At 44.7% G+C, this 24,071-nt stretch carries 22 protein-coding genes; 9 read left to right on the forward strand and 13 right to left on the reverse strand.

The window, feature by feature from the left end:
- Window positions 1-102: 102 nt before the first annotated feature.
- Together BQ8014_RS02575 and BQ8014_RS02580 are read right to left on the reverse strand one after the other, a co-directional pair.
- Window positions 103-414, reverse strand: coding sequence for a helix-turn-helix domain-containing protein (locus BQ8014_RS02575; RefSeq protein ID WP_080902995.1), 312 nt, complete (start codon window positions 412-414; stop codon window positions 103-105).
- Entirely contained in the window at window positions 386-727 is a 342-nt protein-coding gene (locus BQ8014_RS02580; RefSeq protein ID WP_080902996.1) for a type II toxin-antitoxin system RelE/ParE family toxin, read from the reverse strand. Before BQ8014_RS02580 ends, BQ8014_RS02575 begins: the two co-directional genes overlap by 29 nt.
- 348 nt (window positions 728-1,075) lie before the next feature.
- On the opposite strand from BQ8014_RS02580, the gene BQ8014_RS02590 reads away from it, so the two are divergent.
- The 3 genes from BQ8014_RS02590 to BQ8014_RS02600 all read left to right on the forward strand — a co-directional run bounded on the left by BQ8014_RS02590 (window position 1,076) and on the right by BQ8014_RS02600 (window position 1,954).
- On the forward strand, window positions 1,076-1,327 hold the full coding sequence (locus BQ8014_RS02590; RefSeq protein WP_255376319.1) for a beta-propeller fold lactonase family protein: 252 nt from the start codon (window positions 1,076-1,078) through the stop codon (window positions 1,325-1,327).
- 198 nt (window positions 1,328-1,525) lie between these two features.
- Window positions 1,526-1,765: a glycoside hydrolase family 16 protein gene (locus BQ8014_RS02595; protein WP_255376292.1), complete on the forward strand. Its 240-nt coding sequence runs from the start codon at window positions 1,526-1,528 to the stop codon at window positions 1,763-1,765.
- A 3-nt stretch (window positions 1,766-1,768) separates the two neighbouring features.
- Entirely contained in the window at window positions 1,769-1,954 is a 186-nt protein-coding gene (locus tag BQ8014_RS02600) for a LamG domain-containing protein (RefSeq protein WP_080903000.1), read from the forward strand.
- A gap of 395 nt (window positions 1,955-2,349) precedes the next feature.
- Here BQ8014_RS02600 and BQ8014_RS02605 read toward each other — a convergent pair whose 3' ends face one another.
- From BQ8014_RS02605 to BQ8014_RS02620, 4 genes are all read right to left on the reverse strand, one after another.
- Window positions 2,350-4,176: a RagB/SusD family nutrient uptake outer membrane protein gene (locus BQ8014_RS02605; protein ID WP_080903001.1), complete on the reverse strand. Its 1,827-nt coding sequence runs from the start codon at window positions 4,174-4,176 to the stop codon at window positions 2,350-2,352.
- Between the two features lie 12 nt (window positions 4,177-4,188).
- Entirely contained in the window at window positions 4,189-7,713 is a 3,525-nt protein-coding gene (locus tag BQ8014_RS02610) for a TonB-dependent receptor (protein ID WP_080903002.1), read from the reverse strand.
- Window positions 7,714-7,838: 125 nt separating this feature from the next.
- On the reverse strand, window positions 7,839-8,930 hold the full coding sequence (locus BQ8014_RS02615) for a FecR family protein (protein ID WP_080903003.1): 1,092 nt from the start codon (window positions 8,928-8,930) through the stop codon (window positions 7,839-7,841).
- Between the two features lie 46 nt (window positions 8,931-8,976).
- Window positions 8,977-9,645 carry an RNA polymerase sigma factor gene (locus BQ8014_RS02620; RefSeq protein ID WP_080903004.1) on the reverse strand — a complete coding sequence of 223 codons (669 nt, stop codon included), beginning with the start codon at window positions 9,643-9,645 and terminating at the stop codon, window positions 8,977-8,979.
- A gap of 410 nt (window positions 9,646-10,055) precedes the next feature.
- Here BQ8014_RS02620 and BQ8014_RS19310 point away from each other — a divergent pair, with 410 nt between their 5' ends.
- The 6 genes from BQ8014_RS19310 (at window position 10,056) to BQ8014_RS02650 (ending at window position 15,796) form a co-directional block, all read left to right on the forward strand.
- On the forward strand, window positions 10,056-10,202 hold the full coding sequence (locus BQ8014_RS19310) for a hypothetical protein (protein ID WP_234997960.1): 147 nt from the start codon (window positions 10,056-10,058) through the stop codon (window positions 10,200-10,202).
- A 5-nt stretch (window positions 10,203-10,207) separates the two neighbouring features.
- Window positions 10,208-10,447 carry a DUF5722 domain-containing protein gene (locus tag BQ8014_RS02630; protein ID WP_080903006.1) on the forward strand — a complete coding sequence of 80 codons (240 nt, stop codon included), beginning with the start codon at window positions 10,208-10,210 and terminating at the stop codon, window positions 10,445-10,447.
- 182 nt (window positions 10,448-10,629) lie between these two features.
- The gene (locus BQ8014_RS02635; protein WP_234997961.1) at window positions 10,630-11,805 is read left to right on the forward strand and encodes a lactonase family protein; all 1,176 of its coding nucleotides are present in this window, start codon (window positions 10,630-10,632) and stop codon (window positions 11,803-11,805) included.
- 18 nt (window positions 11,806-11,823) lie between these two features.
- On the forward strand, window positions 11,824-13,608 hold the full coding sequence (locus BQ8014_RS02640) for a beta-propeller fold lactonase family protein (RefSeq protein WP_234997962.1): 1,785 nt from the start codon (window positions 11,824-11,826) through the stop codon (window positions 13,606-13,608).
- A 78-nt stretch (window positions 13,609-13,686) separates the two neighbouring features.
- Entirely contained in the window at window positions 13,687-14,775 is a 1,089-nt protein-coding gene (locus tag BQ8014_RS02645; RefSeq protein WP_200814444.1) for a glycoside hydrolase family 43 protein, read from the forward strand.
- A gap of 34 nt (window positions 14,776-14,809) precedes the next feature.
- Window positions 14,810-15,796, forward strand: coding sequence for a Gfo/Idh/MocA family protein (locus BQ8014_RS02650; RefSeq protein ID WP_080903007.1), 987 nt, complete (start codon window positions 14,810-14,812; stop codon window positions 15,794-15,796).
- A gap of 84 nt (window positions 15,797-15,880) precedes the next feature.
- Here the strand turns inward: BQ8014_RS02650 and yihA are convergent, their stop codons facing one another.
- From yihA to BQ8014_RS02685, 7 genes are all read right to left on the reverse strand, one after another.
- Entirely contained in the window at window positions 15,881-16,483 is a 603-nt protein-coding gene (yihA, locus tag BQ8014_RS02655) for a ribosome biogenesis GTP-binding protein YihA/YsxC (protein WP_080903008.1), read from the reverse strand.
- Window positions 16,458-17,942 carry a sodium:solute symporter gene (locus BQ8014_RS02660; RefSeq protein ID WP_080903009.1) on the reverse strand — a complete coding sequence of 495 codons (1,485 nt, stop codon included), beginning with the start codon at window positions 17,940-17,942 and terminating at the stop codon, window positions 16,458-16,460. The genes yihA and BQ8014_RS02660 overlap by 26 nt, the downstream gene beginning before the upstream one ends.
- Before the next feature lie 131 nt (window positions 17,943-18,073).
- Window positions 18,074-20,395: a TonB-dependent receptor gene (locus BQ8014_RS02665; RefSeq protein ID WP_080903010.1), complete on the reverse strand. Its 2,322-nt coding sequence runs from the start codon at window positions 20,393-20,395 to the stop codon at window positions 18,074-18,076.
- Between the two features lie 75 nt (window positions 20,396-20,470).
- Window positions 20,471-21,058, reverse strand: coding sequence for a response regulator transcription factor (locus tag BQ8014_RS02670; RefSeq protein WP_080903011.1), 588 nt, complete (start codon window positions 21,056-21,058; stop codon window positions 20,471-20,473).
- Between the two features lie 5 nt (window positions 21,059-21,063).
- A complete protein-coding gene (locus tag BQ8014_RS02675) occupies window positions 21,064-21,735 on the reverse strand; it encodes a helix-turn-helix transcriptional regulator (RefSeq protein WP_080905772.1) in 672 nt (223 codons plus the stop codon).
- A 22-nt stretch (window positions 21,736-21,757) separates the two neighbouring features.
- Window positions 21,758-22,630: a sugar phosphate isomerase/epimerase family protein gene (locus BQ8014_RS02680; RefSeq protein WP_369808821.1), complete on the reverse strand. Its 873-nt coding sequence runs from the start codon at window positions 22,628-22,630 to the stop codon at window positions 21,758-21,760.
- Between the two features lie 58 nt (window positions 22,631-22,688).
- On the reverse strand, window positions 22,689-24,071 hold the full coding sequence (locus BQ8014_RS02685; protein WP_080903013.1) for a Gfo/Idh/MocA family oxidoreductase: 1,383 nt from the start codon (window positions 24,069-24,071) through the stop codon (window positions 22,689-22,691).

The raw sequence follows: 24,071 nt of genomic DNA on the forward strand, positions 1-24,071 counted from the left end.
TGCCTAAATCTTCAAAAAAATATCCTACTTTTACGGATAAAAGTTGGATGGATGATGAAAATGGATAAAATAAGGGGCTGTCCGACTTTTTGGACAGTCTCTTTACATGCCTGCTATTAGTTTTACAATTTCAATCCTTAGTCCGAGAGCATTCATTATTCGATAGAATGTAGCAACACTTGGATTTATAGATCCATTCTCGATGCGCGAAATATATGATTTAGTTACATTGATTCTTTTTGCAAGTTCAGATTGCGTTACTTTAGCTTCTCGTCTTGCACCCAGTAATATCTGGCCTGTATAAAAAGCATATGCTTCTTCATCGAACTTTACTCGCTCGGGGGTCCCCGGTGTTCCAAACTCTTTATTAAGTTCTGCACTAATATCAGTCAGCATGTTGTCTTTTGTATTCATAATATTTCTCCTTTATTTTTAGAGCCTTTTCAATTTCTAATGGTGGGGTTTTTTGCGTTTTCTTTTGGAAACCGTTAAATAAAATAACTATTTGTCCATCATCAAAAATGAAAAAGATACGATAAATATTGCTATTGTATTCTATACGGAGTTCATACAGTCCGTCCCGTATAGATTTTATGAACTTTATAGGCAAACGGTCTTCTGTTTCAAGCAACGAAAGTATATATTTCACCTTTAAAACTTCCTTTTCTGTCAATGTAGCAAGAAATTCCTTATAATATCGACCGAACGCTATTACTTTTCTTTTCATAGTGCAAATATAACGAAAGTTGCAATATATTGAAACTTTTATAGATTATTTTTATTCTTCTTTCCTTTTCTTGTCTATTAGTATCCTTTCCAACATATATTTTTATGTGAATGAAATAAACGATTTAACGAAATGGAAAAAGAAAGAGTATTATTCGGGTGCAATGAATCGGGAGAGAACAGATGATGAAAGCAATTTTTAAAGCGGCCGGGAAATTTTGTTTTCGGAAAATGCACTTGCTTCTTCGGTTAAAGGGGCAACTTCAGAGCAGACTGAAAGTGACGAATGGTTTCTGTTGGTGGGTGCCAGTACTGCCGATGGGGGGAGTCGGGGAATTTATATGTATAAATTCAATGTAGGGTCCGGGAAGACGGTACTTTGATGAAATTGAATTTGTTGATAGGGTTCGAAGGTTCAGGACCGGATAAGAGCTGGCAGGATAAGCCTCATCTGCATAGTGTAAGGTATTCTCCCGACAGACGGTTTTTGTTCGCTTTCGATTTGGGGACGGATAGTCTCTATCGGCTGCATGCTACGGGAGCGACAGATGAAGGACAACCAGTTCTCTCGGAAAGTGGCTTCGGTTATGCAAAAAAATAGCGGATATTTATGCTGACAGCTGCAAAGTAATTTAATTTTTTTGTTTCTTTAGGCGCTTTAGTACCCATTTAAAATCTCTGATACAATGAAGACCTGTTTGCCGCTTTCGATATTATTTCTGTTTGTTTTTTTCTTAAAGGGTATGCCGTTTCGGAAAGAATCGCTCCGTATCAAGGAGGATCGGGTAAGTACACTAAATTGCCTCTTTGCCTCGGCAGTTGGCCGGCTATTTGGATGATGCCGACCTATTCCGTTCATGGTGGATGGCTTAAAAGCGGGGAAATTGATATTATGGAGCATGTCGGTTATATGCCTGACAAGGTGCATTTTACCGTCCACCGGGAAAAAGGCAGCCTGGGAACTGCGATTTCCCTGTCGGATGTGACGGCTGATTTTCATGTCTATGCCCTCGAATGGTCGAAGGATAAGTTGGACTAGTATGTGGGCAACCAAAAAGTTTTTTCCCTTTCCGGCGAAGGGGAAGATTGGGGATCGTGGCCTTATAACGAATCGTTCTATCTGATCCTGAGCTTTGCCTTCGGCGGAACCTGGGGAGGTCAGCAGGGGATCGATCTTGCCTCACTTCCCCAGGAATATCTGTTGGATTATGTAAGGGTATTCCAATAATTGAATCGTTTATTCTCAAGCCGGAGAAGCTTTCAACAAAAATAATTAAATCCCTTCTTTCTTTTGTTATACAGGTTTTAGGTGAACCGGTTGTGCCATTAATAAACTGGTTTCACGATCTCCACACGCAATCCGAGGGAGAGATCCGTTTCAGTATCTTTTCATTTGCTCTGATCCGTGTAATCACGGATAGAGGTGATCCGCTTATCTATGAATTTCCGAGGCCTCCACATATAAAAACAAGAATAATCGCTAATAAATTGGCCCTGGCGAGTATAATCCCTGTCCCCTGTGAGTAAATTCATTCTCCAGGGACAGAGACTCCCTCCAAACCAAAGAGGGCTAAATCGGAAGTAGAACCCGATTTAACCCCCGCTAAGAAGCCTGTATATTAGTTAATTTCCATCATTTGCCGCTCCGTCTTCCCATCCCGGATTTTGTTCGATCTTCGGATTTTTCACCATAACCAATGAAGGGATCGGATAGAGGTATTGCTTTTCTCCCCAAACTTTCTTGTTGTCGTTTTGGGTATTCCATGTCAGGTAATAGCCTGAACCGGACTTCACTATCTGGATGTTGGACGAAGCCGGATCACTACTAACCAATACCGTTGCACAAGTTGCTTTATATTTATTCCAGTCGATCGTTGCCTTAGCCGCTTCAAGGCCGGCCGTTGTGGTGTAATAAATAACATCGGGAGTGCCGTTTCGGTCCATATCCAATGCTGTATTCACCGAAGGAATATACATCCCGGCCCAGCTCATTTTCAGCAATCCGCCGCATTTCCAACGCCTGAGATCATCAAAACGAAAACCTTCAAGGATTAACTCAACGGCCCTTTCCCGCCGGATCTCTAAAATGACAGGATCGGGAACGGAGGGAAAATAGGTAGCCTGCAAATATTGATCTACAACCGCAGGCTTTGTCGCCAGCCCTCCGGTTATTCCGGCTCTTTTGCGTAATGCCCCGACTGTTTTAGCCCAATCTTCATCCGTTAACGTATTTAATTCGGCCTTTGCTTCGGCATAATTCAGCAGTATTTCCGCATAACGAAATAAGGACAAGGCATTGGTGTTAAGTGCTTTGGTGTCTCCATTCGTCCCGTCTACACAGAGTTTGATCGGCTGGTATCCCAACCGGGCATAACCGCCGAATTCAGGTAGCGCTAGATTACCCTCTCTTTTGTAGCCCGGCGTACGGATGGTTTGTGATAACCGGTAATCCCGGTTTTGGCACTCCTGGTAAAAGTCTTCCGACTCCCAACCCGCTTTGCTCGTGTAAGGAGTTCCGTCTACCTGCAGGTACGTATTGATAAAAGGGCGGATTAAGTTCATTCGCGTTCCATAGGTCGGGGAGGTCCATTTCCAATTGGCATCATGATAGACACTCAGTTCGGCGCTGGAACATACCGCCATCAATATTTCATCGGAAAGGGGGTTGTCGGTTGTAAATAAAGCTCGGTAAGAGGTTGCAACTCCTGCCGCAGTATAGAGCTTTTTACCGGAGTTATTCATAATGTACGCTGAATTATCAACCGCTCTCTTCAGCCAGGTATCTGCCGAAGTGGCTAAGCTTAATTGATGGTATTTGCGGTAGGTACCTTCAAACAAGCTTACCCGGGCAGCCAATGCGTAAGCAACCCATTTCGTCACCATCGAAGTAGTGGCGTCCGAGGTTACGGTAATGTTATTGCAGGCAAATTGAAGGTCGGCATACACATTTTCCATTACCAGCTCGCGGGAGTCCCGCGGATTATATAATGCTTCATCATCCGAATCCAGTGGCTTGTCTATCCAAGGTACATCGCCAAATGTCTTAACCATATCGAAGTAAAAATAAGCCCGGAAAAAACGGGCAATTCCAATGTAGTTATTGCGGACTTTCTCCTCCATATTCTCGTTCGTACAGTTTGCAATAAAATAGTTGACATTTCGTAAGGCACTCCATGACCAACCGCTGCCGGTTGTCTCGCTATATGCATTCAGATTGACGTAGTTATTTATTGAATTAGTCGCTCCGTAATCGACTAATGTTGATTCCAGGTAATGAAGTTCAGTCCCTGTCGGGAGCATATTATAGAAAGAATAAACATAGGTCTGAAGCCCTTTTTCCGAACTAAAGATCGCGTCTTTCCCCACTTCGGTTATCGGCTCTTCATTCAGGTCACACGAGCCTAAGATAAAGAGCGAGAGCAAACACATGAATATATTTTTTGTTTTCATATTTGACAATTATTAAAAGGTGACAGATAAGCCGAATGAAACACTTTTCATCAAGGGATAGCTATTCCCATCTCCCATACTGTTACTGTTTAAATCAGAATCAGTCGATCCGGCAACATTCGACACGTCGTAATCTTTGGTTCGTTTATATAAAGGAGACCAGCTAGCCAGGTTTTCGCCGCTTACATAAACCTTTAGATTCTGTATTTTTGCTTTACTCACCAACTGTTTAGGGAACGTGTAGCCGAACTGCAGGTTTTTTAATCGTAAGTAGGCGATATTCTGTTTGTAACGATCCGTAGCGATGTCGTTCCATCCCAGGGCGGCATTATACGTGGAGTAGCGAGGCAGGTAAGCATTCGGATTATCTTCTGTCCAGTAATTATTTAAATGCCATTTGGGTACGTTGTTGTACGGCCGGTTGTATTGTCCCCAGAAGCTGGATTCTTTACCCGGGAACCAATCTTGCTTGCCGACGCCTTGAAAGAACGCAGAGAAGAAGAAATTGCTCCAGCTTCCACTGAAGGTCGCGCTATACATATAACGAGGTTCCGTGTTTCCCACAATTACCTTATCTCCATGATTCTCCAGCGTATTATCGCCATAATCGATCTTCCCGTTCCCATTCAGGTCGACAATCTTTAAATCTCCCGGTTTCCATTTACCATCTACACTGGATTTAAAGATCGTGTTTACATAACTTTCTGTTTCACTTTCCGACTGAAATAGGCCGTCTGTTTTATATCCCCAGACTTCACCAATCGTCATCCCTTCGTAATAATCGCTCAAGCTCATGGTTTGGTTATTATACCGGTCGATGGTCGACTGATAGTCGTGCAGGGTTCCGCGAATTTCAAAATGAAAAGGTTTGTTTGCCAAGGTGAATTGATCATTGTAGGCGAGTGAAATTTCATAGCCTTTGGTGGTCATGTCCGCATAATTGCCCTTAGGGGAAGTCGCCCCGAAGACATCCGGCAGGGTGACGCCTACCGTATACATATCCGTTGTCTTGCGTACATAATAATCACCGGTAAAACGCATTCTTCCATTTAAGAAACTTAAGTCGAGCCCGAGGTTAGAGGTCGTAGCGGTTTCCCATGTGAGAGAGTTGGGTACAACAGCGGGGGAGCTGGTGTATTTGTTTTTTGCTCCGTTTAATACGCGTCCGGAAGTATTGATACTCAGCAATTCCATAAAGCTATACGGAGGGATGTTTCCATTACCCAGTGATCCGTAAGAAACTCTCACCTTGGCATCCGATAAAATATTCCGGTCTATTTTATAGAAAGGCTCTTCTGTAATTCTCCATGCGGCCGAGACAGAAGGGAAAAAAGCATATTGTTCGTTAGAAGGGAACTTGGAGGATCCGTCATACCGTCCGTTTACTTCCAGTAAATAACGATTGTCGAATCCATAATTCAAGCGGAAGAAAGCACCAAGAATTTTCCAGTTCTGCGCGTTGGCCGAGGTTGTAATCGATTCTCCCAACGCTAAATTGATGCTTTCTGCATTTTCCAGCAAAACGCCATTACGCAAGACACTCAATTGTTTATACCGTGATGTTTCATAGTTATAGCCTATCATACCCTTTACATAATGTTTCTTGTTGAAGGTATCTTCATATTCGGCGTATAGGTTGGTCGCGGTATAGTTTGTCTTGGAATTCTCTTCCGTAAAATCATTGAAAGCAGTGCCTACATACGAAACCACATTCTCCTTATCACTATAAGGTACTTGCAATCGTTTTCTCGCTTTGTCGTATGTCTTATACCGGAACGTAAAATCACCTTTTATATGTAACTTATTATTCAGAAAGTTTGCCGCAAAGCTTGTTGTATTCTTTAAAAGTTTATTTCCCGTATCTTGTTCGTTGGTCCCGGATATAAATGCTCCGAGTGAATAGGCCCCTGACCTTGTAAAGCTGCCGTCAGGATTATATAAAGGGATCGACGGAAACGAAGCAAGTTCTATATATCGCTGTACGTTATAACTGTAGGAAGAAACAAAAGGGCTGTGGTAATCTGCATTGGAGAACTCCATATTATTATATACTTTCAACCAATCAAAGACCTGAAGAGATCCTTTTGCTCTTAGATTAAGCGATTTATAGGTGTCCGGATTATAATTGTATAGCCCGTCATAATCGTAAAACCGTCCGGAGATGAAGAAGTCCGATTTTTCGCTTCCTCCGGAAATCGTGAGATTATGATCTTGGGCGAATACCTGGTCTTTATATAATAAACCATACCAATCGGTGTTTGCGTAATAGGTGAACGAACCATTTGCATTCGTTTCTACTTCTGTTGTATTGCCTTCTGCTTTTCGCTGTTTGAATGTTTCTAACCATTGGTCGGAGTAACTTTGCATATTATTAGCCGTTGTCGGTAACGCATTGTTATAGTTTACGTAGGCTGCCCGGAAATGTTCCGCCCATGTGACTCCGTCGGTTACAAAATCGGGTGTATGAGAAGGTGCTTGCAGAGAAAAATTTCCGGTGTAATTCACATTCGTTTTTCCTTTTACCGGATTCTTCGTGTTTATTAAAATGACACCGAAAGAACCTCTCGCTCCGTATATGGCGGAAGAAGCGGCGTCTTTTAGTGCGGTTACGCTTTCGATATCGTTCGGGTTCAGCAGTGATGGATCGCCTTCCACGCCGTCGATCAAAACTAATGCGCTTCCTCCTTGGCCGATCGAGGTCGTCCCTCTGACATTATACTGGGCGGAACGTGTCGGTTTTCCATCTTCCAGTTTAAGATTCAGATTGGGAATGCTCCCCTGCAATGCCTGGGTCACATTTGCCAACGAACGATTCTCAAAAACTTCACTGCCTACCTGCTCAATCGCACCGGTCAGATTTACTTTTTTCTGCGTTCCATAACCCACTACGACAATCTCATCCAGTGTCTCGTCATCTTCCTGCAAGATGACAGACAAAACCGGTTTTACAGCTGTTTGCTGCGTTCTGTAACCGACATAGGAAAATTGGATCATGGCATTCGGATCTACTTCTTGCAGTGTGAAACCACCGTTCATATCCGTTATGCCTCTTTTGACAGATCCTTTTACAATAATGTTGACGCCAATTAAAGGCTGTCCCGACTTATCTTTTACGACACCGCGCACCTGGATCGTTTTCTTCGGGGTTTCTCCCTGGGTTGGGCTCTGTGATGCGGAAAGTGCCTTCTCTTCCCGTTTTACAATGATCTGCCGGTCTTTAACCGAATAGCTAAGGTTTGTTCCGGCGAATGCTTCGTCCAGGAGTTGTGTTACCGATTTATGGTTTAAATCAGCTCTTATCCGCTGGTTCAGATTAATATTCGAACCATGGTAGATAAAGATATACTGGCTATGCTTCTCTATATAAGAAAACAGATCCAGCAATGTTTCGGTAGTCATGCTCTCGCTTGGCTGTTCCTTTTGTATCCCATTGGATGAAATCGCTTGGGCCGCAGGCAATAAGGATAAGCATGCCAGCAAGCATAATTTTTTCAGATAATTACTCCTCTTTCGGTCGTACTTCTTCTTTTTTTTCATACTTTTGTTTAATGATTCTTTGAATTACAATTATTTAGAGAGATCTTTTACCGACCGGATAATACGGCTATATTATCCGGTCTTTTTTTGCTACGATTCTTTTCTATAGGCTATTTTGTTTTAGTTCATTTAGTTGAAAAATAAAAGTCCGAATCATCTCTTTTCAGGCAATACAAGTTCAGCGACTCTCCAATCGTGGAAAGTACGGTGCCGATATCGTCTTTTAAGTCCAGTTTACCGGAGAGAGGGATATTCGTTACTTCCGTGTCATACGAAATAGTGACTCCGTAATAACGGGAAAGCCGTTTCAGCACGGAGCCTAACAAATCTTTATTTAACAGGATCATATTGTCTTTCCAACAGATATATTTAAAGACATCCACCTTTTTCATACTCATCCCGTCGGCTGAGATAAAAGCGATGTGGTCGGGAGTGAGCTTTATCTTTTTATCTTTACGTTCTATCTCGACGCTTCCTTCCACTAAAGTAACAGCAGCTACAGCCTCCTCTTTGTAGGCGGAAATATTAAAGGTTGTCCCCAATACCCTTACGTTAAATCCGTTTGTCTGTACATAAAAAGGCCATTCGCGTTGATGGGAGACCTCCAGATAGGCTTCTCCTTCCACGGCAATTTCACGCCTTGACTTATTGAATACCGTAGGATACACCACATGACTTCCCGCGTTTACATATAATTTGGTTCCATCCGATAACGTAATATGCACCCGTCTTCCTTTGGGGACAATCAGATGATTCAAATCGTTGGATGAAACCGTAGCCGGTAAGTTTGCCGGCCTGTTAATCTGTTTTTGGTTGACTGAAAGCGTCCCGTTTTTACCATAAGTAACTGTTGATCCGTTCTGCAACGAGAATTGCTTATTGAGAGCGATCAATGAGATTTCTTTGCCCGGTCTTTCGTCTTTGGAGAATGCGCTTAGTTCGGCTAAAGCGGACTGTTCAAAAGAGGGTATAAAATGCCAGATGGATAGGGCAGTTAAAAGGGAAAAGCAAGCGGCTATAGACGAAACCAATAGGATCTTCCGGCGCAGTTGTTTTTGTTTTTGTGTATGGATAAGGTAGAGATGTTCTTCAAGCTCCCTCCAGGTATTATCAGAATCATCCGTACATGATTCGCTTACTTTTACTTTTGCTGCTAACTGCCTGGCATTCCGCTTAAATAATTCATCTTGTGAGTCTTTTTCCTTTTGAATACCCATCTCTTTCCTTTTTTATCATTAATACGATAAAAAAGGCGGAGCGTACTCATCCTGTTTTTATTTTAGGATTTTTTTGCATAACAAGATGAAACCAACTCAAACTATCTGAAAACTCAGAATAGCAAAAGTCGTTTTCAAGCCTGGCGGATCTCAATTCATCTTTTCTCTTTTTTTCAAAAAAATATTCGCGGAGCTTAATAAGAGAACGTGAAAGTAAGTTCTTACTGGATTGGTGGCCGATATTCAGTGCTTTAGCAATATCGGTGTGGCTCATTTCCATTATATAATACAAGTACAGGATTTCTTGTTGGCGGGGTAACAGTTCTAAGAAAGCACTCCTCATCTTTATCATATTGTCCGTCAACAACGATTCATCGGGAAAAAGGAGTAGCTCTTTTTCGAATAAAAGAAACTCATCTGAGGATATATGTTGTGCTTCACGTAACTGTTCCCGGCTTAACGTGTCATATAAAATATTCCTGAATGCTTTTATCAAATAACCCTTTACATAATGCGTTTCTGATAAAGATTGGTGATTGGTGATCATTTTAATAAATAAGTTTTGGATACTTTCCTTTACTAAATCCCGGTTTACCGTAAATTTACATCCATAATTATAGATCAAAGAATAATACCGTTTGTATAGTTCTTCGAACGCTTTTCGATCTCCTTTCAAACAGGATTTCCAGATATTTTCGTCTAATGATTCAAACATTTTAACTGCATATTGTACGCAGCTAAAATAAATGAAGTATATCTCAATATAACTTCATTTTTATTAATTTACGGTTACCTTTTGATGTTTTTTGCCGGGAAAGGAGGATTGGGATGCTTCGGAAAAAATAACAATAGATCTTTCGAAGTCGAACAATAAAGGCGGACAGATCATGTTTGTAAAGACAGTGACAAAAGAAATCCTAAATAAAGCGTTCAATCAAATGAATATTGTTGCAGATGTTCAATTAAAAATATTGAATTATGGAACCCACATACAGGTAATATTTCAACTGATGTGAAGACATACAGGCAGAAAAAAGATGATATTTTATTAATGGTTGTTGATGTAAGAATCCATGCGGTTTCATCTATATTTGTAATAGGAAATCATAAATGAAAAATAATCACATGAGAAAAGGTTTATTAAAGTGTCTTTTGGGTAGTTTATTCCTTTCCGTATTTACTGTTTGTACTGCCAACGCGCAAAAAATAAATGAATTGACTCAGGCTGAAGTAAACGATGGCTGGCAACTTTTGTTCGATGGGAAAAAGTAATCAGAATGAAAAATGTAACGGCATTTCAATATCATCTATGGGCAGATGCTTATGAAGAGGAGGGATTACGTTTAGGCTTGAGGAAATATTATGATACCCAAGGCGACCCTCTCGGCAAAAAACCTATATGGGAGGTATATCGTGCTTTTGAAACTTCGGATTGGGACAATGTGAAAGAAAAATATAAATCAACGTTAGGTATTAGTAACTGGGACGAGGTCTATTATAAAGGTACTATTTATTAATAAAAAGGGTGGACATACACTGTTCATGTGATTTTGTAAATGTAAAACAACAGGACATAGGCATTTTATATCTGCCCGCAAATTTCAAAAGGAATAATATGGACGAAAATCTCTAAGGATACCTGTTCTGCCTAAATCTTCAAAAAAATATCCTACTTTTACGGATAAAAGTTGGTTTGGCAATGGGAATGGATAAAACAATCGCATGGGTACGCATTTTGGGGCTACTTTTGCTTTCGGGATCTATGCTTCGTCCTTCAGTTGAAGCTGCAAATATAGAATGGACTGAAAGTGACGAATGGTTTCTTTTGGTGGGGACTGATACTTCCGGCAGTGGGAGTCGAGGAATCTATGTATATAAATTTAATGCAGGATCAGGGAAGACGGATTCGGTAAGTAGGGTGGACGTGGATGAGCCCGGCTATCTGGCGGTAAGTCCCGATGAACGTTTTGTCTATTCTGTAGGGCGGAATAAGGATAAGAGTAGCGCTGCGTTTGCTTTCGCTTTTGATAAGCGAAACGGTACACTTACCCAACTCAATTCCCAACCTACGAAAAGCGATAATCCTTGCTATATTACGGTCGATCCTTCCGGAAAGAGTGTACAGACGGCTAACTACGGAGGTGGGAGCATCTCCTCTTTTCCTGTCAGGGAGGACGGCACTTTGGGAGAATTGAATTTGTTGATGCCGTTCGAGGGTTCAGGGCCGGATAAGAGCCGACAGGATAAGCCTCATTTGCATAGCGTGAGGTATTCTCCCGACGGACGGTTTCTATTCGCCGCCGATCTGGGAACGGATAATCTCTACCGGCTGCAAGCTGTGGAGACGGCAGATGAAGAACAGCCGGCTCTTTCAGAGCGTAGCTTGACTAAATTTGCAACTCCTTCCGGTACGGGACCGCGTCATTTTGACTTTCATCCCAACGGTAAGTACTTGTATGTGCTGGGGGAGCTTTCTGGAGAAGTGGTTGTTTACGATTATAATGACGGCAATCTAACCCTGAAACAGACAATTCCCGCCGATACGATAGGGGCCCGCGGAAGCGCCGATATCCATGTGTCGCCCGACGGACGTTTCCTTTATGCCTCCAACCGACTGCAAGCGGATGGGATTGCCATCTTTTCGATCAATCAAAAAAACGGTACGCTCTCCAAAGCGGGATATCAACTTTGTGGGAAGCATCCGCGGAATTTCGTAATTTCACCGAATGGAAAGTTTCTTCTTGTGGCGAGCCGGGATGAAAACCGTATCCAATTGTTTCATATCGATCCGGAAACCGGTTTTCTGACTGATATCCAACGGGATATTTTACGAGGCAAACCTATGTGCCTGAAGTTTGCAAAATGGATGGAATAACCTTTTAAATAAAGACTTATGAATGTGAAAACCCGATTAATGACCTTGCCTCAAGGTTTGCTTATTTTATTGGCATTTATGGCGATTCTCTCTTGTTCCGCCAACGGTAAAAACCATTCTTTCAAACCGGGAGAATTATGGCCGGATAATAATGGAGTACATATCAATGCCCATGGCGGAGGAATTTTGTTTGAGAAAGGGAAATATTATTGGTTCGGCGAACATAAGACTGAGGGAGAGAAGGGAAATGTCGCCAATGTAGGCGTGCACTGTTACTCCTCGAAAGATTTATACAATTGGAAGGACGAAGGGATTGCGTTGTCCGTCGCTCCGGAAGGTTCGGGCAGCGATATAGAGAGGGGATGCATTTTGGAACGTCCTAAAGTGATTTATAACGAAAAAACGAAAAAATATGTCATGTATTTTCATCTCGAGCCGAAAGGAGCAGGGTACACGGGGGCTTTGTCCGGAATCGCGGTGAGTGATAAGGTTTGCGGCCCTTACCAATATCTTAAGGCGGTGCGACCAAATGCCGGATATTGGGCGGTGAACTATCCCGATGAATTAAAAGAGAAGTCCAGTAAAGCCGAAGGACTTCGGTTTCCCGGGGACCGTCTGCNTTTGGCAATGGGAATGGATAAAACAATCGCATGGGTACGCATTTTGGGGCTACTTTTGCTTTCGGGATCTATGCTTCGTCCTTCAGTTGAAGCTGCAAATATAGAATGGACTGAAAGTGACGAATGGTTTCTTTTGGTGGGGACTGATACTTCCGGCAGTGGGAGTCGAGGAATCTATGTATATAAATTTAATGCAGGATCAGGGAAGACGGATTCGGTAAGTAGGGTGGACGTGGATGAGCCCGGCTATCTGGCGGTAAGTCCCGATGAACGTTTTGTCTATTCTGTAGGGCGGAATAAGGATAAGAGTAGCGCTGCGTTTGCTTTCGCTTTTGATAAGCGAAACGGTACACTTACCCAACTCAATTCCCAACCTACGAAAAGCGATAATCCTTGCTATATTACGGTCGATCCTTCCGGAAAGAGTGTACAGACGGCTAACTACGGAGGTGGGAGCATCTCCTCTTTTCCTGTCAGGGAGGACGGCACTTTGGGAGAATTGAATTTGTTGATGCCGTTCGAGGGTTCAGGGCCGGATAAGAGCCGACAGGATAAGCCTCATTTGCATAGCGTGAGGTATTCTCCCGACGGACGGTTTCTATTCGCCGCCGATCTGGGAACGGATAATCTCTACCGGCTGCAAGCTGTGGAGACGGCAGATGAAGAACAGCCGGCTCTTTCAGAGCGTAGCTTGACTAAATTTGCAACTCCTTCCGGTACGGGACCGCGTCATTTTGACTTTCATCCCAACGGTAAGTACTTGTATGTGCTGGGGGAGCTTTCTGGAGAAGTGGTTGTTTACGATTATAATGACGGCAATCTAACCCTGAAACAGACAATTCCCGCCGATACGATAGGGGCCCGCGGAAGCGCCGATATCCATGTGTCGCCCGACGGACGTTTCCTTTATGCCTCCAACCGACTGCAAGCGGATGGGATTGCCATCTTTTCGATCAATCAAAAAAACGGTACGCTCTCCAAAGCGGGATATCAACTTTGTGGGAAGCATCCGCGGAATTTCGTAATTTCACCGAATGGAAAGTTTCTTCTTGTGGCGAGCCGGGATGAAAACCGTATCCAATTGTTTCATATCGATCCGGAAACCGGTTTTCTGACTGATATCCAACGGGATATTTTACGAGGCAAACCTATGTGCCTGAAGTTTGCAAAATGGATGGAATAACCTTTTAAATAAAGACTTATGAATGTGAAAACCCGATTAATGACCTTGCCTCAAGGTTTGCTTATTTTATTGGCATTTATGGCGATTCTCTCTTGTTCCGCCAACGGTAAAAACCATTCTTTCAAACCGGGAGAATTATGGCCGGATAATAATGGAGTACATATCAATGCCCATGGCGGAGGAATTTTGTTTGAGAAAGGGAAATATTATTGGTTCGGCGAACATAAGACTGAGGGAGAGAAGGGAAATGTCGCCAATGTAGGCGTGCACTGTTACTCCTCGAAAGATTTATACAATTGGAAGGACGAAGGGATTGCGTTGTCCGTCGCTCCGGAAGGTTCGGGCAGCGATATAGAGAGGGGATGCATTTTGGAACGTCCTAAAGTGATTTATAACGAAAAAACGAAAAAATATGTCATGTATTTTCATCTCGAGCCGAAAGGAGCAGGGTACACGGGGGCTTTGTCCGGAATCGCGGTGAGTGATAAGGTTTGCGGCCCTTACCAATATCTTAAGGCGGTGCGACCAAATGCCGGATATTGGGCGGTGAACTATCCCGATGAATTAAAAGAGAAGTCCAGTAAAGCCGAAGGACTTCGGTTTCCCGGGGACCGTCTGCCGGAGCATCCCGATTCGATGAATATCGTCAAACGCGATTTTGGAAAAGGACAAATGGCCCGGGATATGAATTTGTTTGTCGATGAGGACGGGACGGCTTATCATATCTATTCGTCGGAAGAAAACAGTACGCTTCATATCGCCCAACTGACGGATGACTATTTGAATTATACGGGGAAGTATGCGCGTTTTTTTATCGGACGTTTCATGGAAGCTCCCGCTCTATTTAAAAAAGACGGCAAATATTATTTGATGATGTCCGGTTGTACGGGATGGGCGCCGAACGCCGCCCGCTCCGCCGTAGCTGATTCCATCTTTGGAAAATGGAAAGAACTGGGGAATCCCTGCGTCGGCGAAGATGCCGATCTGACGTTTCATTCGCAAAGTACTTACATCCTACCCGTTCAAGGACATCCCGGTAAATTTATATATCTGGGAGACCGTTGGACACCGGAAAATGCCATTGACGGAAGGTATATCTGGTTGCCTGTCGAATTCGAGGGAAATCGATTTGTGATAAGATGGAAAGAGGAATGGAGATTGGAATAGAAATTCCGCAAAAGATAAAAAAAAACAGATTGATATGAAAATAGTCAGATGGGGAATTATAGGTTGCGGAGATGTTTGCGAAGTAAAAAGCGGCCCCGCCTTTTACAAGACGGCATACTCCGAATTGATCGCCGTCATGCGACGCGATGGCAAGAAAGCCGAAGATTTTGCGAAACGACATCATGTGAAGAAATGGTATACGGATGCAGAGCGTTTGATCAATGACGATGAGGTGGATATTGTATATATTGCCACTCCCCCCAATACCCATAAACAGTATGCGATAGAAGCCATGAGAGCGGGTAAGCCCATTTATGTCGAGAAGCCTATCACCATGAACTACGAAGAATACCTCGAACTACTTCAAGTCTCGAAAGAGACGGGGCAGCGATTGTTTCCTGCCTTTTATCGCAGGGGACTTCCTTATTTTCAAAAAGTCAAGGAAATCATAGACAGCCGGGTTCTCGGTGAACTGTTGACGGTCGAGGTCCGCCACTATCGCTCGCCGGATGCCTCCGACCTCAGCGCCGAGACGCAAACCTGGCGTGTGAAGAAGGAGATCGCCGGAGAAGGCTATTTCTTCGATCTCGCTCCCCATTCCTTGGATATCCTGGATTTTCTACTTGGTGATATTGAAGAGGTAAAATCTTTTGCGACCAACCGGGGGAAGTTGTATGAGGTAAAAGATACTTTTTCGACAGTCTTATTATTCAAGTCGGGCATAACGGGTAGTATGCAGTATTGCTTTGTCTCTCCGAAAACCGCAGAGGAAGAATCGGTTCAGATTATAGGTACCAAGGGGAATATCCGGTTCGGCATTTTCTCATTCGATCCGATCCGGGTGGCAGTTGATGGCGTCGATCCGGTTTCATACGACTTTCCCAAGCCTCTGCATGTTCAGCAACCCCTGATCGAAACGATTGTAAACGAACTGACGGGAACCGGTCTCTGCCCTTCCACGGCCGAGAGCGGCGCCCGAACTACCCGGATTTTAGATCTTATTGTCCGGCAAGGCCGATAAAAATTTCGAGCGGATTTGGAGTGCAACTACAAATTTGCATAGAGATAGCGATTTGTTTTTAAATAAGGGATGAACGATTGCGTTCTATTGCTGTAACGATTGAATGATCTCTTCGATATGTCTCAGGATGTCATCCCGTCCGGTGCCTTTTTCGGCGGAGGAGAGCAGGATCGGGGGCAGTTCCTCCCATTTCTCTAATAGGATATTCTTGAATTTTTCTACATTTTCGGCGACTTTCCCCCGGCTGAGTTTATCGATCTTGGTGAAGATGATAGAAAAGGGAATCCCATTTTCTCCTAACCATTCGATAAACTCCAAATCGATTTTCTGGGGCTCCAGGCGTGAGTCGACCAGAACGAAAAGATTGGTCATCTGCTCCCGCTCGAGGATATAGTCTTCAATAATTTTGCGCAGTTTTTCACGTCCTTCCTTGCCCCGTTTGGCATAGCCGTAGCCGGGAAGGTCTACGAGATACCACTCGTCGTTGATCAGGAAATGGTTGATCAAAAGAGTCTTGCCCGGCGTTTGCGAGGTCATGGCCAACTTCTTGCGGTTGGTCAGCATATTGATCAAAGAAGACTTTCCCACATTGGAGCGTCCGATAAAAGCGAACTCGAACCGATTGCCCGGAGGGCATTTCCTTATATCGGTATTACTTATTTCAAATACTGCATTCTTTATTTCCATCGGAGGTTATTTTTCCATGATTAATAGAGGCAAGCCATAAACCCGCGAAGGTGATGGAGCCGTTCAACATTAGCATCTCGTATCCGAACCGGTAGCCGGCCGCTTCTTTCACAATTGTCTCGATAAGATAGCAGAGGATAGGAGAGGCGATACAAATATAGGGAACAAATTTGTCACGCGGAAATCTTTTGGTAAATAAGCCGAAAGCAAACAGTCCGAGCAAGGGCCCGTAGGTGTAGGAGACCAGCCGGTAAATAGCATCCAGCAGGCTTTGGTTGTTGAATGCCTTAAAGAGCAGGATGATGACGATGAAAAGGGCGGAGATCAATGCATGGATTTTGATCCGTAGGCGCCGGGCTTTGGCGGTTTCCTGCTTTTCAATGCCGAGAATGTCGATGCAGAAGGAGGTCGTGAGGGCTGTGAGAGCCGAATCGGCGCTATTGAAGGCCGCAGCAATGATGCCGATGGTGAAGAAGACCAGGATCGTATTACCCAACAGCCCGGATGTGACGAACATCGGAAGGATATCGTCGTTTGCGGCCGGAAGCGTAACCTGCTGTTGGGCTGCAAAGGCGAGCAGGAGGATGCCGAGGAAGAAGAAGAGCAGATTGAAAGGGATGAAGGCAACTCCATAGGAATACATGTTTTTCTTCGCCTCTTTCAGGTTCCGGCAGGAGAGATTTTTCTGCATTAAATCCTGATCCAGCCCGGTCATGACGATAACGATGAAGATACCGCTAAGAAACTGCTTGGCGAAATGCTGCGTACTTCCCCAGTCATTAAATTCGAAGATCCGGCAATGGGGGCTAGAGGTGATGGTTTGCATCATACCTCCGAAATCCAGTCCCATGTGTTCTTTCACCTGCCAGATCATGACCAGGAGTACCGATACCAGGCAGATTGTCTGTAAAGTATCCGTCCAGATCAGCGTCTGGATACCGCTCCGGTAGGTGTATAGCCAGACGAAAAGCACGCAAAGCGCCGTCGTGGCGGCAAACGGGATATGCCAGGCATTGAAAATATATGTTTGTAGGATCTGTACGACCAGATAGAGCTTCGCTGCGGAACCGACTGTTTTGGAGAGTAGGAAGAACGAAGCGCCGGTCTTATAGCTCCTCTCCCCGATGCGTTGCTGAAGATAGGTATAGATAGAGGTCAGTCTTAGGCGGTAATAAAGAGGAAGCAGCACTTTTGCCACAACAATATAGCCGATTACGAAACCGAATACCGCCTGCATATACGTCATATCCGTACTACGGACCATGCCGGGGACAGAAACGACACTGACTCCGGAGACCGATGTCCCCACCATGCCGATGGCGACGACATACCAAGGTGACGTCCGGTTGCCGAGAAAAAACGAGGCGTTTCCCGAACTGCTTCGCCCGGCAATCCGGGAAATAAGCATCAACACTCCGAAGTAAGCCGCAATGATAAGTAGGATCAGATAGCCGTTCATCGCTGTTTTTGTTATAAACAGCGACAAAGGTAGTAATTTTTCACACCTTCAAAGCTGCCAGGTTTCGAATGGGCCCCGTCTGGCGTATCGTCTATGTCCATGCTTCATCGTTCTTGGTGTCAGGAAGGGGATTAGAAAGCAACGGAAAGCTCCGCTCCGAACTGTGCCGGCTTTCCTTTCTGTATGAAAGGATTGCCGAATGATTCGAAATAGAAGGCGGCATAATCGGTATTGGTCAGATTACGCCCCCAAAGATCTAGCCGCAGTTTTCCTTTCCGCACTCCGATCTTAGCGTTCAGTGTTCCGTAATAGGATTGGGAGATCGTGTTTTGCTCTGTCCAGAAGATCTTTCCGGCGCCGTTGTATTGCTGGGAGATCGTGAACTGGTCGATCCATGCATCCCGGAACAATTTGGTATATTGCAAGCCGAGGCTGAAAGTGTGTCGGGGGGCGTAAGGGATAAAGCGCCCTTTGAAGTCTTCCTTCCCGTTGTTGTAATTCCGGAACGTGGCGTGTGTATAGCCATAATTCACATCAGCGGACAGTTCATCGGAGATTAAAGTACGCAAGGTAAATTCCGTACCGTAGCTTTCCGCCTTTCCGGCATTGGCCAGGATCCGTCCGTTGCCGCTGTTTACGAAGCGGGTAATCTGTAAATCCTTTACATCCATATAGAAGAAAGTCAATTCCGCCTGCATCCGGTTTTCCATCAGTTCGCTCCGGGTGCCCAGTTCATAGTTCCAACTGGTTTCGGGTTTGTAGGAGATAATTTCCTGTGCTGAGGGCGGCTCGGGAACTGCGGTTCCGATCATCTTCTCAAAAGCTTTCATCATATCGTATTGCATACGGCCCTGCATCAAGTCGGCGGACATCTGGACGTTGTATCCTCCCGCCTTATAGCCTTTGGAGGCGGAAAGGTAAGTGAATGTACGGGGGGTACATTCGTATTTCAGGGAAACCTTGGGAAGTATCTGCCAGAAGTCCTGCGAAAGCCGCTCGTTCATTGCCGACGCTTCGTACATCTGGCTGATATCCATTTCCCTACCAGTCGTAATGAAGATTGCTTTCATATTCATCTTTGCCTCCGAATCGTAATTCATCTTCTGCTTTTCATAATCGGCTCGGATTCCGGCCGTCAGCGAAAGTCTTTCGGTGAAAAGGTTGTCATAGGTCGATTGGTGGAATAGTGCCACGCCATAGGAAGGGGTCGCGAAGTTTCCGGGGATATACAGTTCCTTATCCGTAATCTGCAGTCGTACCGGCATTTGGGGATAAGCTTCATTCAGCCGGTCAAATACGGGTTGAAGTACTTTTTCGACGCCATCTTCCTTGAATGTAACCGGCCCTTCGATGTGTAGGTCGTCATAAAATCCGTAAGCCCCGAAAGACCATTTATAATTCCTTTCCGCATGACTTTTGATAGTGACTTCCTCGCTGTAAGCATTCTGCCGCTGCTTTTGGTGCAGGATAAAGATAGAGAGTGGAGAAAAGTCTTGATCCATCTTCATTTTGTCTTTCATAAACTGATAGCCGGTCGTACTGGTCAGCGTGAAAGGCTCGGCCTTATACTCCAATTGGAAGTGGTTGCCGATCATCAGGCGCCGATAGGAGGAGGGATCGTTTATTTGGATCGGGGCAATCTGCCCGGTTTCGAGGTTATACAAGCCATAAGGGAAGGCGCCCTGGTCGGTATAATCCGCTTGAAGCGAATAGGAGGCGCTGAAACTGGAGGTAGGGCGTAAGCTGAGTTTCAGACGTCCTCCGGCCGATTCCTCCGAATCGATGCGTTCATCTTCTTTCCCTTCGGTCCAATTCTTGAAAAATCCGTTTTGGCGGTTATAGTAGGCACTGGCCAAAAAGGCGGCCGTTTGGCTGATCTTGCCGAAGTGAGAGGCCTTGATCTTCCATTGCCCCTGGTTTCCTCCGGAAACGGACGCTTTGGTTCCCTGGTATTCAAAAGGGGAAAGAGTTTGTATGTTTACGATTCCGCCCATCGCATTCCTTCCGTAAAGCGTACCCTGGGGGCCGCGAAGGACTTCAATGTACTTGATATCGGTCAGTTCGAAGTCGAAAGTGCTTTTGTCCAGATAGGGGACGTTGTCAACGTAGAGACCGACGGATTGGCCACTGCTCCGGGCGCCGATGCCGCGGATATAAACCGCCGAAGTCAGCTTGGCCCCATAATCCGGAATATAAAAGTTGGGGATGAAAGAACTGAGGTCTTTCAAAGCCGAGATATGCCTTTCCGAGATGATCTGGGACGAAAGGAAGGAGACGGAACCGGGTAAAGTCTGCAGCTTATTGGTCTCTTTGGGAGAGAAAACGACTAATACCTCGCTTAAAGAGTAAGTCTTGATTGAGTCGTTCGGTGTATTGTTTTCTGCATGGAGAAAGGTGAAGTGGAATAGAACACTTAAACAGAGAAATAGAGAAAATAGATTTTTCGTTTTCATGAGATTTATTGGCTTATACTATTACAAAGGAACGTATAAGCCATTGAGAGGGCAATCGCTATATATAGTGATTTTTTACAACTCTATCTCGTCGCCTGAAATCAGGCCGTTCATGATGGCGTAAAAGGTCAGTCCGGGTACTGTTTTAATGCCCAGCTTGGAGGTGATGTTCTTACGATGGGTCAGGACGGTGTTCAGGCTGATATTCAGTTTATCCGCAATTTCCTTGTTGGTAATTCCTTTGACAATAAGTTGAAGGACATCTATTTCACGGGAAGAAAGTTCCCTGTTCCCTTCATTGGGAGTGTGATTGATTGTGGAGGCGAACAGATGCTGAAGCTGTTCCAGAATCACTTCCTGTGAAGCCTTCAGCGGTAAAGAATGGAATCCCTGCCCCGGCGGAGGGAGAGCGGAGCTGCTATCGTTCAGTAAAAGAATTGTTTTGTTTCGCTTGGGAAGGAAGTAGTCGGCATTACAAATAAAGATATCGGGCTGGGTAAAATAGAAGTCGAACGAATCTTCCTCTACTTTGCAGAAGTCGTCGAATCCGGGAAAAGCGGTGATCTCTATCGGGGAGAAATAATCCAGCAACAAGCAACGGAGCCCGATTCTTTGCAGGGTGTCAGATAGAATGATGGCTATATTTTTATACCGGTGAGTCATTTTATTCAGCTATGCTCCATTCCCCAAACAATCGGCTCCAGTATCCGGTAGCGTATGCGGTTGTGCTGGCGGATATCTTTTTCAAGGGTATTGATGCTTACAATAACGGCGTAGCATAGATTTTCATCATATTCGCCTGTCAGGTGCTTAATCATGATGCTTTTCAAGTCTGCCAATAGCGCTTCTATCGGATCTTCCGTTTTGCCTTCCTCTTCTTTGTGGAAAACCGGAAGGGTTATATCTTTCAATTTTTCGCTTAACGAAAGGCAATAGGGAAACCAGATCTTTTCGTCTTTCGCGATGCGTTTCAACAATTCGTCTTTGAAGGAGTAAAAGAACTTGCGGATCACCTTCAGCGAACTGTTTTCAGGCGTACTCATCGAAATGAAATAATTCAGATGGCGCTCTATGTTGGGCAGTTGGGAACGTTGGTAATAGTGATTGGTTTGGGTCAGGTAATCGACAAGGAGAGAGGTGTGGAAACTCTGCAATTTCTTTTCCGGAAAATAATCTTCATTTAGAAAGGTGTTGATCATGGTCAAAAAGAAATCCGGATCCAATGCCTGTTTCTCACAGATAAACTGAACCGACTTGTCTCCGAGGCCCAACCGGATTCCGAAGCGGTTAATGACAGGAATGAGTGAGGGATGTTCTTCCACCACCTCACTCAATTGCATTTTCGGATAGACTAACGACATCTCAGGCTTCTTTCCATTGCTTGCGCAATAATTCGACAGCTGCAGGAACAACTACCTTCCGGTCGCCTTGGCATCCGCACTCAAAACTTACATATTTATCGTAACCGATCATTTTCAGTCCCTTGAATCCGGTAACGTAATTATCCGCTTCGCCGTCTTCGCCCGGCATGCTACGCCGCTTGCGGCTGGCGATATGTACGTGTTGCAGGTATTCTTTTCCGGCGGAGAGGAAGGCTCCCATATCGTTAGTTTCTTCCCACGTCATATGCCAGAAGTCACCCATGCATTTTACGCCCGGATTATTGATATCCCTGCAGATGGAAGCTGCATCGGCTACCTGGCGCAAATAAAAAGCCTCCTTGCGGTTCAACGGTTCGAAAATCACGGTCGTATGATGTTCCACGGCAAAGTTTCCCAATTCGTTGAACTGTTCGCAAAGGAAATCGCGGGTTGCTTGCGTATGAGGCTTCGCAGGAACCTGGCTATTAAAGGCCGGCACAATGATAACGCCTACGGATCCGAGTTCACCGGCTGCCGCTAAGATTTCTTTCATTGTGTCGATGCATTCTTTCCGCGTTTCTTCTTTCTCAGAAAGGATAAATCCGCTAAAACCGGCACAGATGGCGCTGATTTTGATCTTGCGTCCTTTTAAAGCCTGTTGCAATTCGTTGACCCGGGCGCCTAATCCGCGTCCGCCGGGTTCGAATCCCACGATACCTAATTTCTCCATGAAGTCAAGCTTTTCGGTCAGGGATTCACCGGGTGCGATCCCTTCCTGGAACGAAAGCTTTAGTTCCAGGTCTTTGTTCTCTTTCTTAGCCGGAGCAGATGCATTTCCGGCACAAGCCGGTGCAACCGCAGCGAATGTTGCCATCGCTGCGGTACCCATTGAAGCTTTCAAAAAAGTTCTTCTATCTAAATTCATAAGTTCTTTATTTTTTATCTATCGGTTTTCCGGGCACCGGAACCACAAAGGAGCTCATATCCATCTTTCCTAAGTTCAGATCTTTCGGTGTATAATCAAGCGGAGAAGCAGTCATCGCTTCCCAGGTGGATTCTGTGCCGGTATAAGCTGACTCACGCCCCATAATAGCGATCATATTAGATACGGCCGTTTCTTCCGATTGCATAATCGGTTTTTTGGAACGGATATGGGTAATCCAGTTTACATGTTCCAATGTATAAGGATCTGTTTGTTTGAAGTTTGCTTTTTCCGCTTCACCATCATATTTCCATATCACATTACCGGCCAAATCCTTAATCTCCATCGTGGCGCTATTCCAGCTTCCTTTTGTGCCCTGGATGAATTCACTTACATTATTGGTACAGCCATCTATCTGGCGGCACATGCTCTGAACATGAATTCCATTTTCCATTGTGATATCCACACTGAAATTATCGTATTGGTCACCCGTCAGACGGCGTTGACGAGAACCGAAACCAACAGCTTTTACCGGTTTCAATCCGCTGAACCAAGTGAAGACATCGATATTGTGTACGTGTTGTTCTACGATATGATCGCCTGAAAGCCATTTCCAGTTTACCCAGTCACGAATCATCCATTCGCAATCACTCCACCCGGCCTGACGTTCGCGATACCAAAGCATATTTTGATTCCAATAAACAATACCTCCGGTGATTTCACCGATCAAGCCTTCCATTACTTTCTTATAAGACTCTACATAGCTGCGTTGGTGGTGGCGCTGCGTACCGGTTACGACACAAAGCCCTTTGGCCGCCGCTTGTTTGGAAGCTGCCATAATCGTCCGGTAACCTGCCGGATCCACACAGATCGGTTTTTCCAGGAAGGCATGCTTTCCTTTTTCCACTGCGTACTGGAAATGAGAAGAGCGGAAGAAAGGAGGTGTAGCGTCGATAATCACGTCTACTCCGCTGTCGATCACCTGTTTATAGGCATCCAATCCGACAAAACGTTTGTCTTCGGGGATATCGATGTTTTTCTCGTCTTTCAGCTTTTTTGCCAATCCGTCCACTTTATCCTGGAACGTATCGCCTAAAGCGACAATAGTTACTCCTTTGGCTGCATTCAGAAAATTAAATGCTGCGCCTGAACCGCGTCCACCGCAACCGATAACGCCTGCTTTCAGTTCCTGGCCGTCGATAGCTACATCCGTAAGTTCGGGTACATAATAGCTGCCCGGTTCTTTCAACGGTTTGTTTGCGCCGCCTTTTTCTCCGCCGCCGCAAGAGGTTAACACTGATGCTGCTCCACCGGTACCAATCATACCTGCAGCACCTACTAAAGCTGAGTTCTTTAGAAAAGATCTTCTACTAATACTGTTTTCTTTTTTCAT

The organism is Parabacteroides sp. Marseille-P3160 (assembly GCF_900162725.1).
Taxonomy (GTDB): domain Bacteria; phylum Bacteroidota; class Bacteroidia; order Bacteroidales; family Tannerellaceae; genus Marseille-P3160.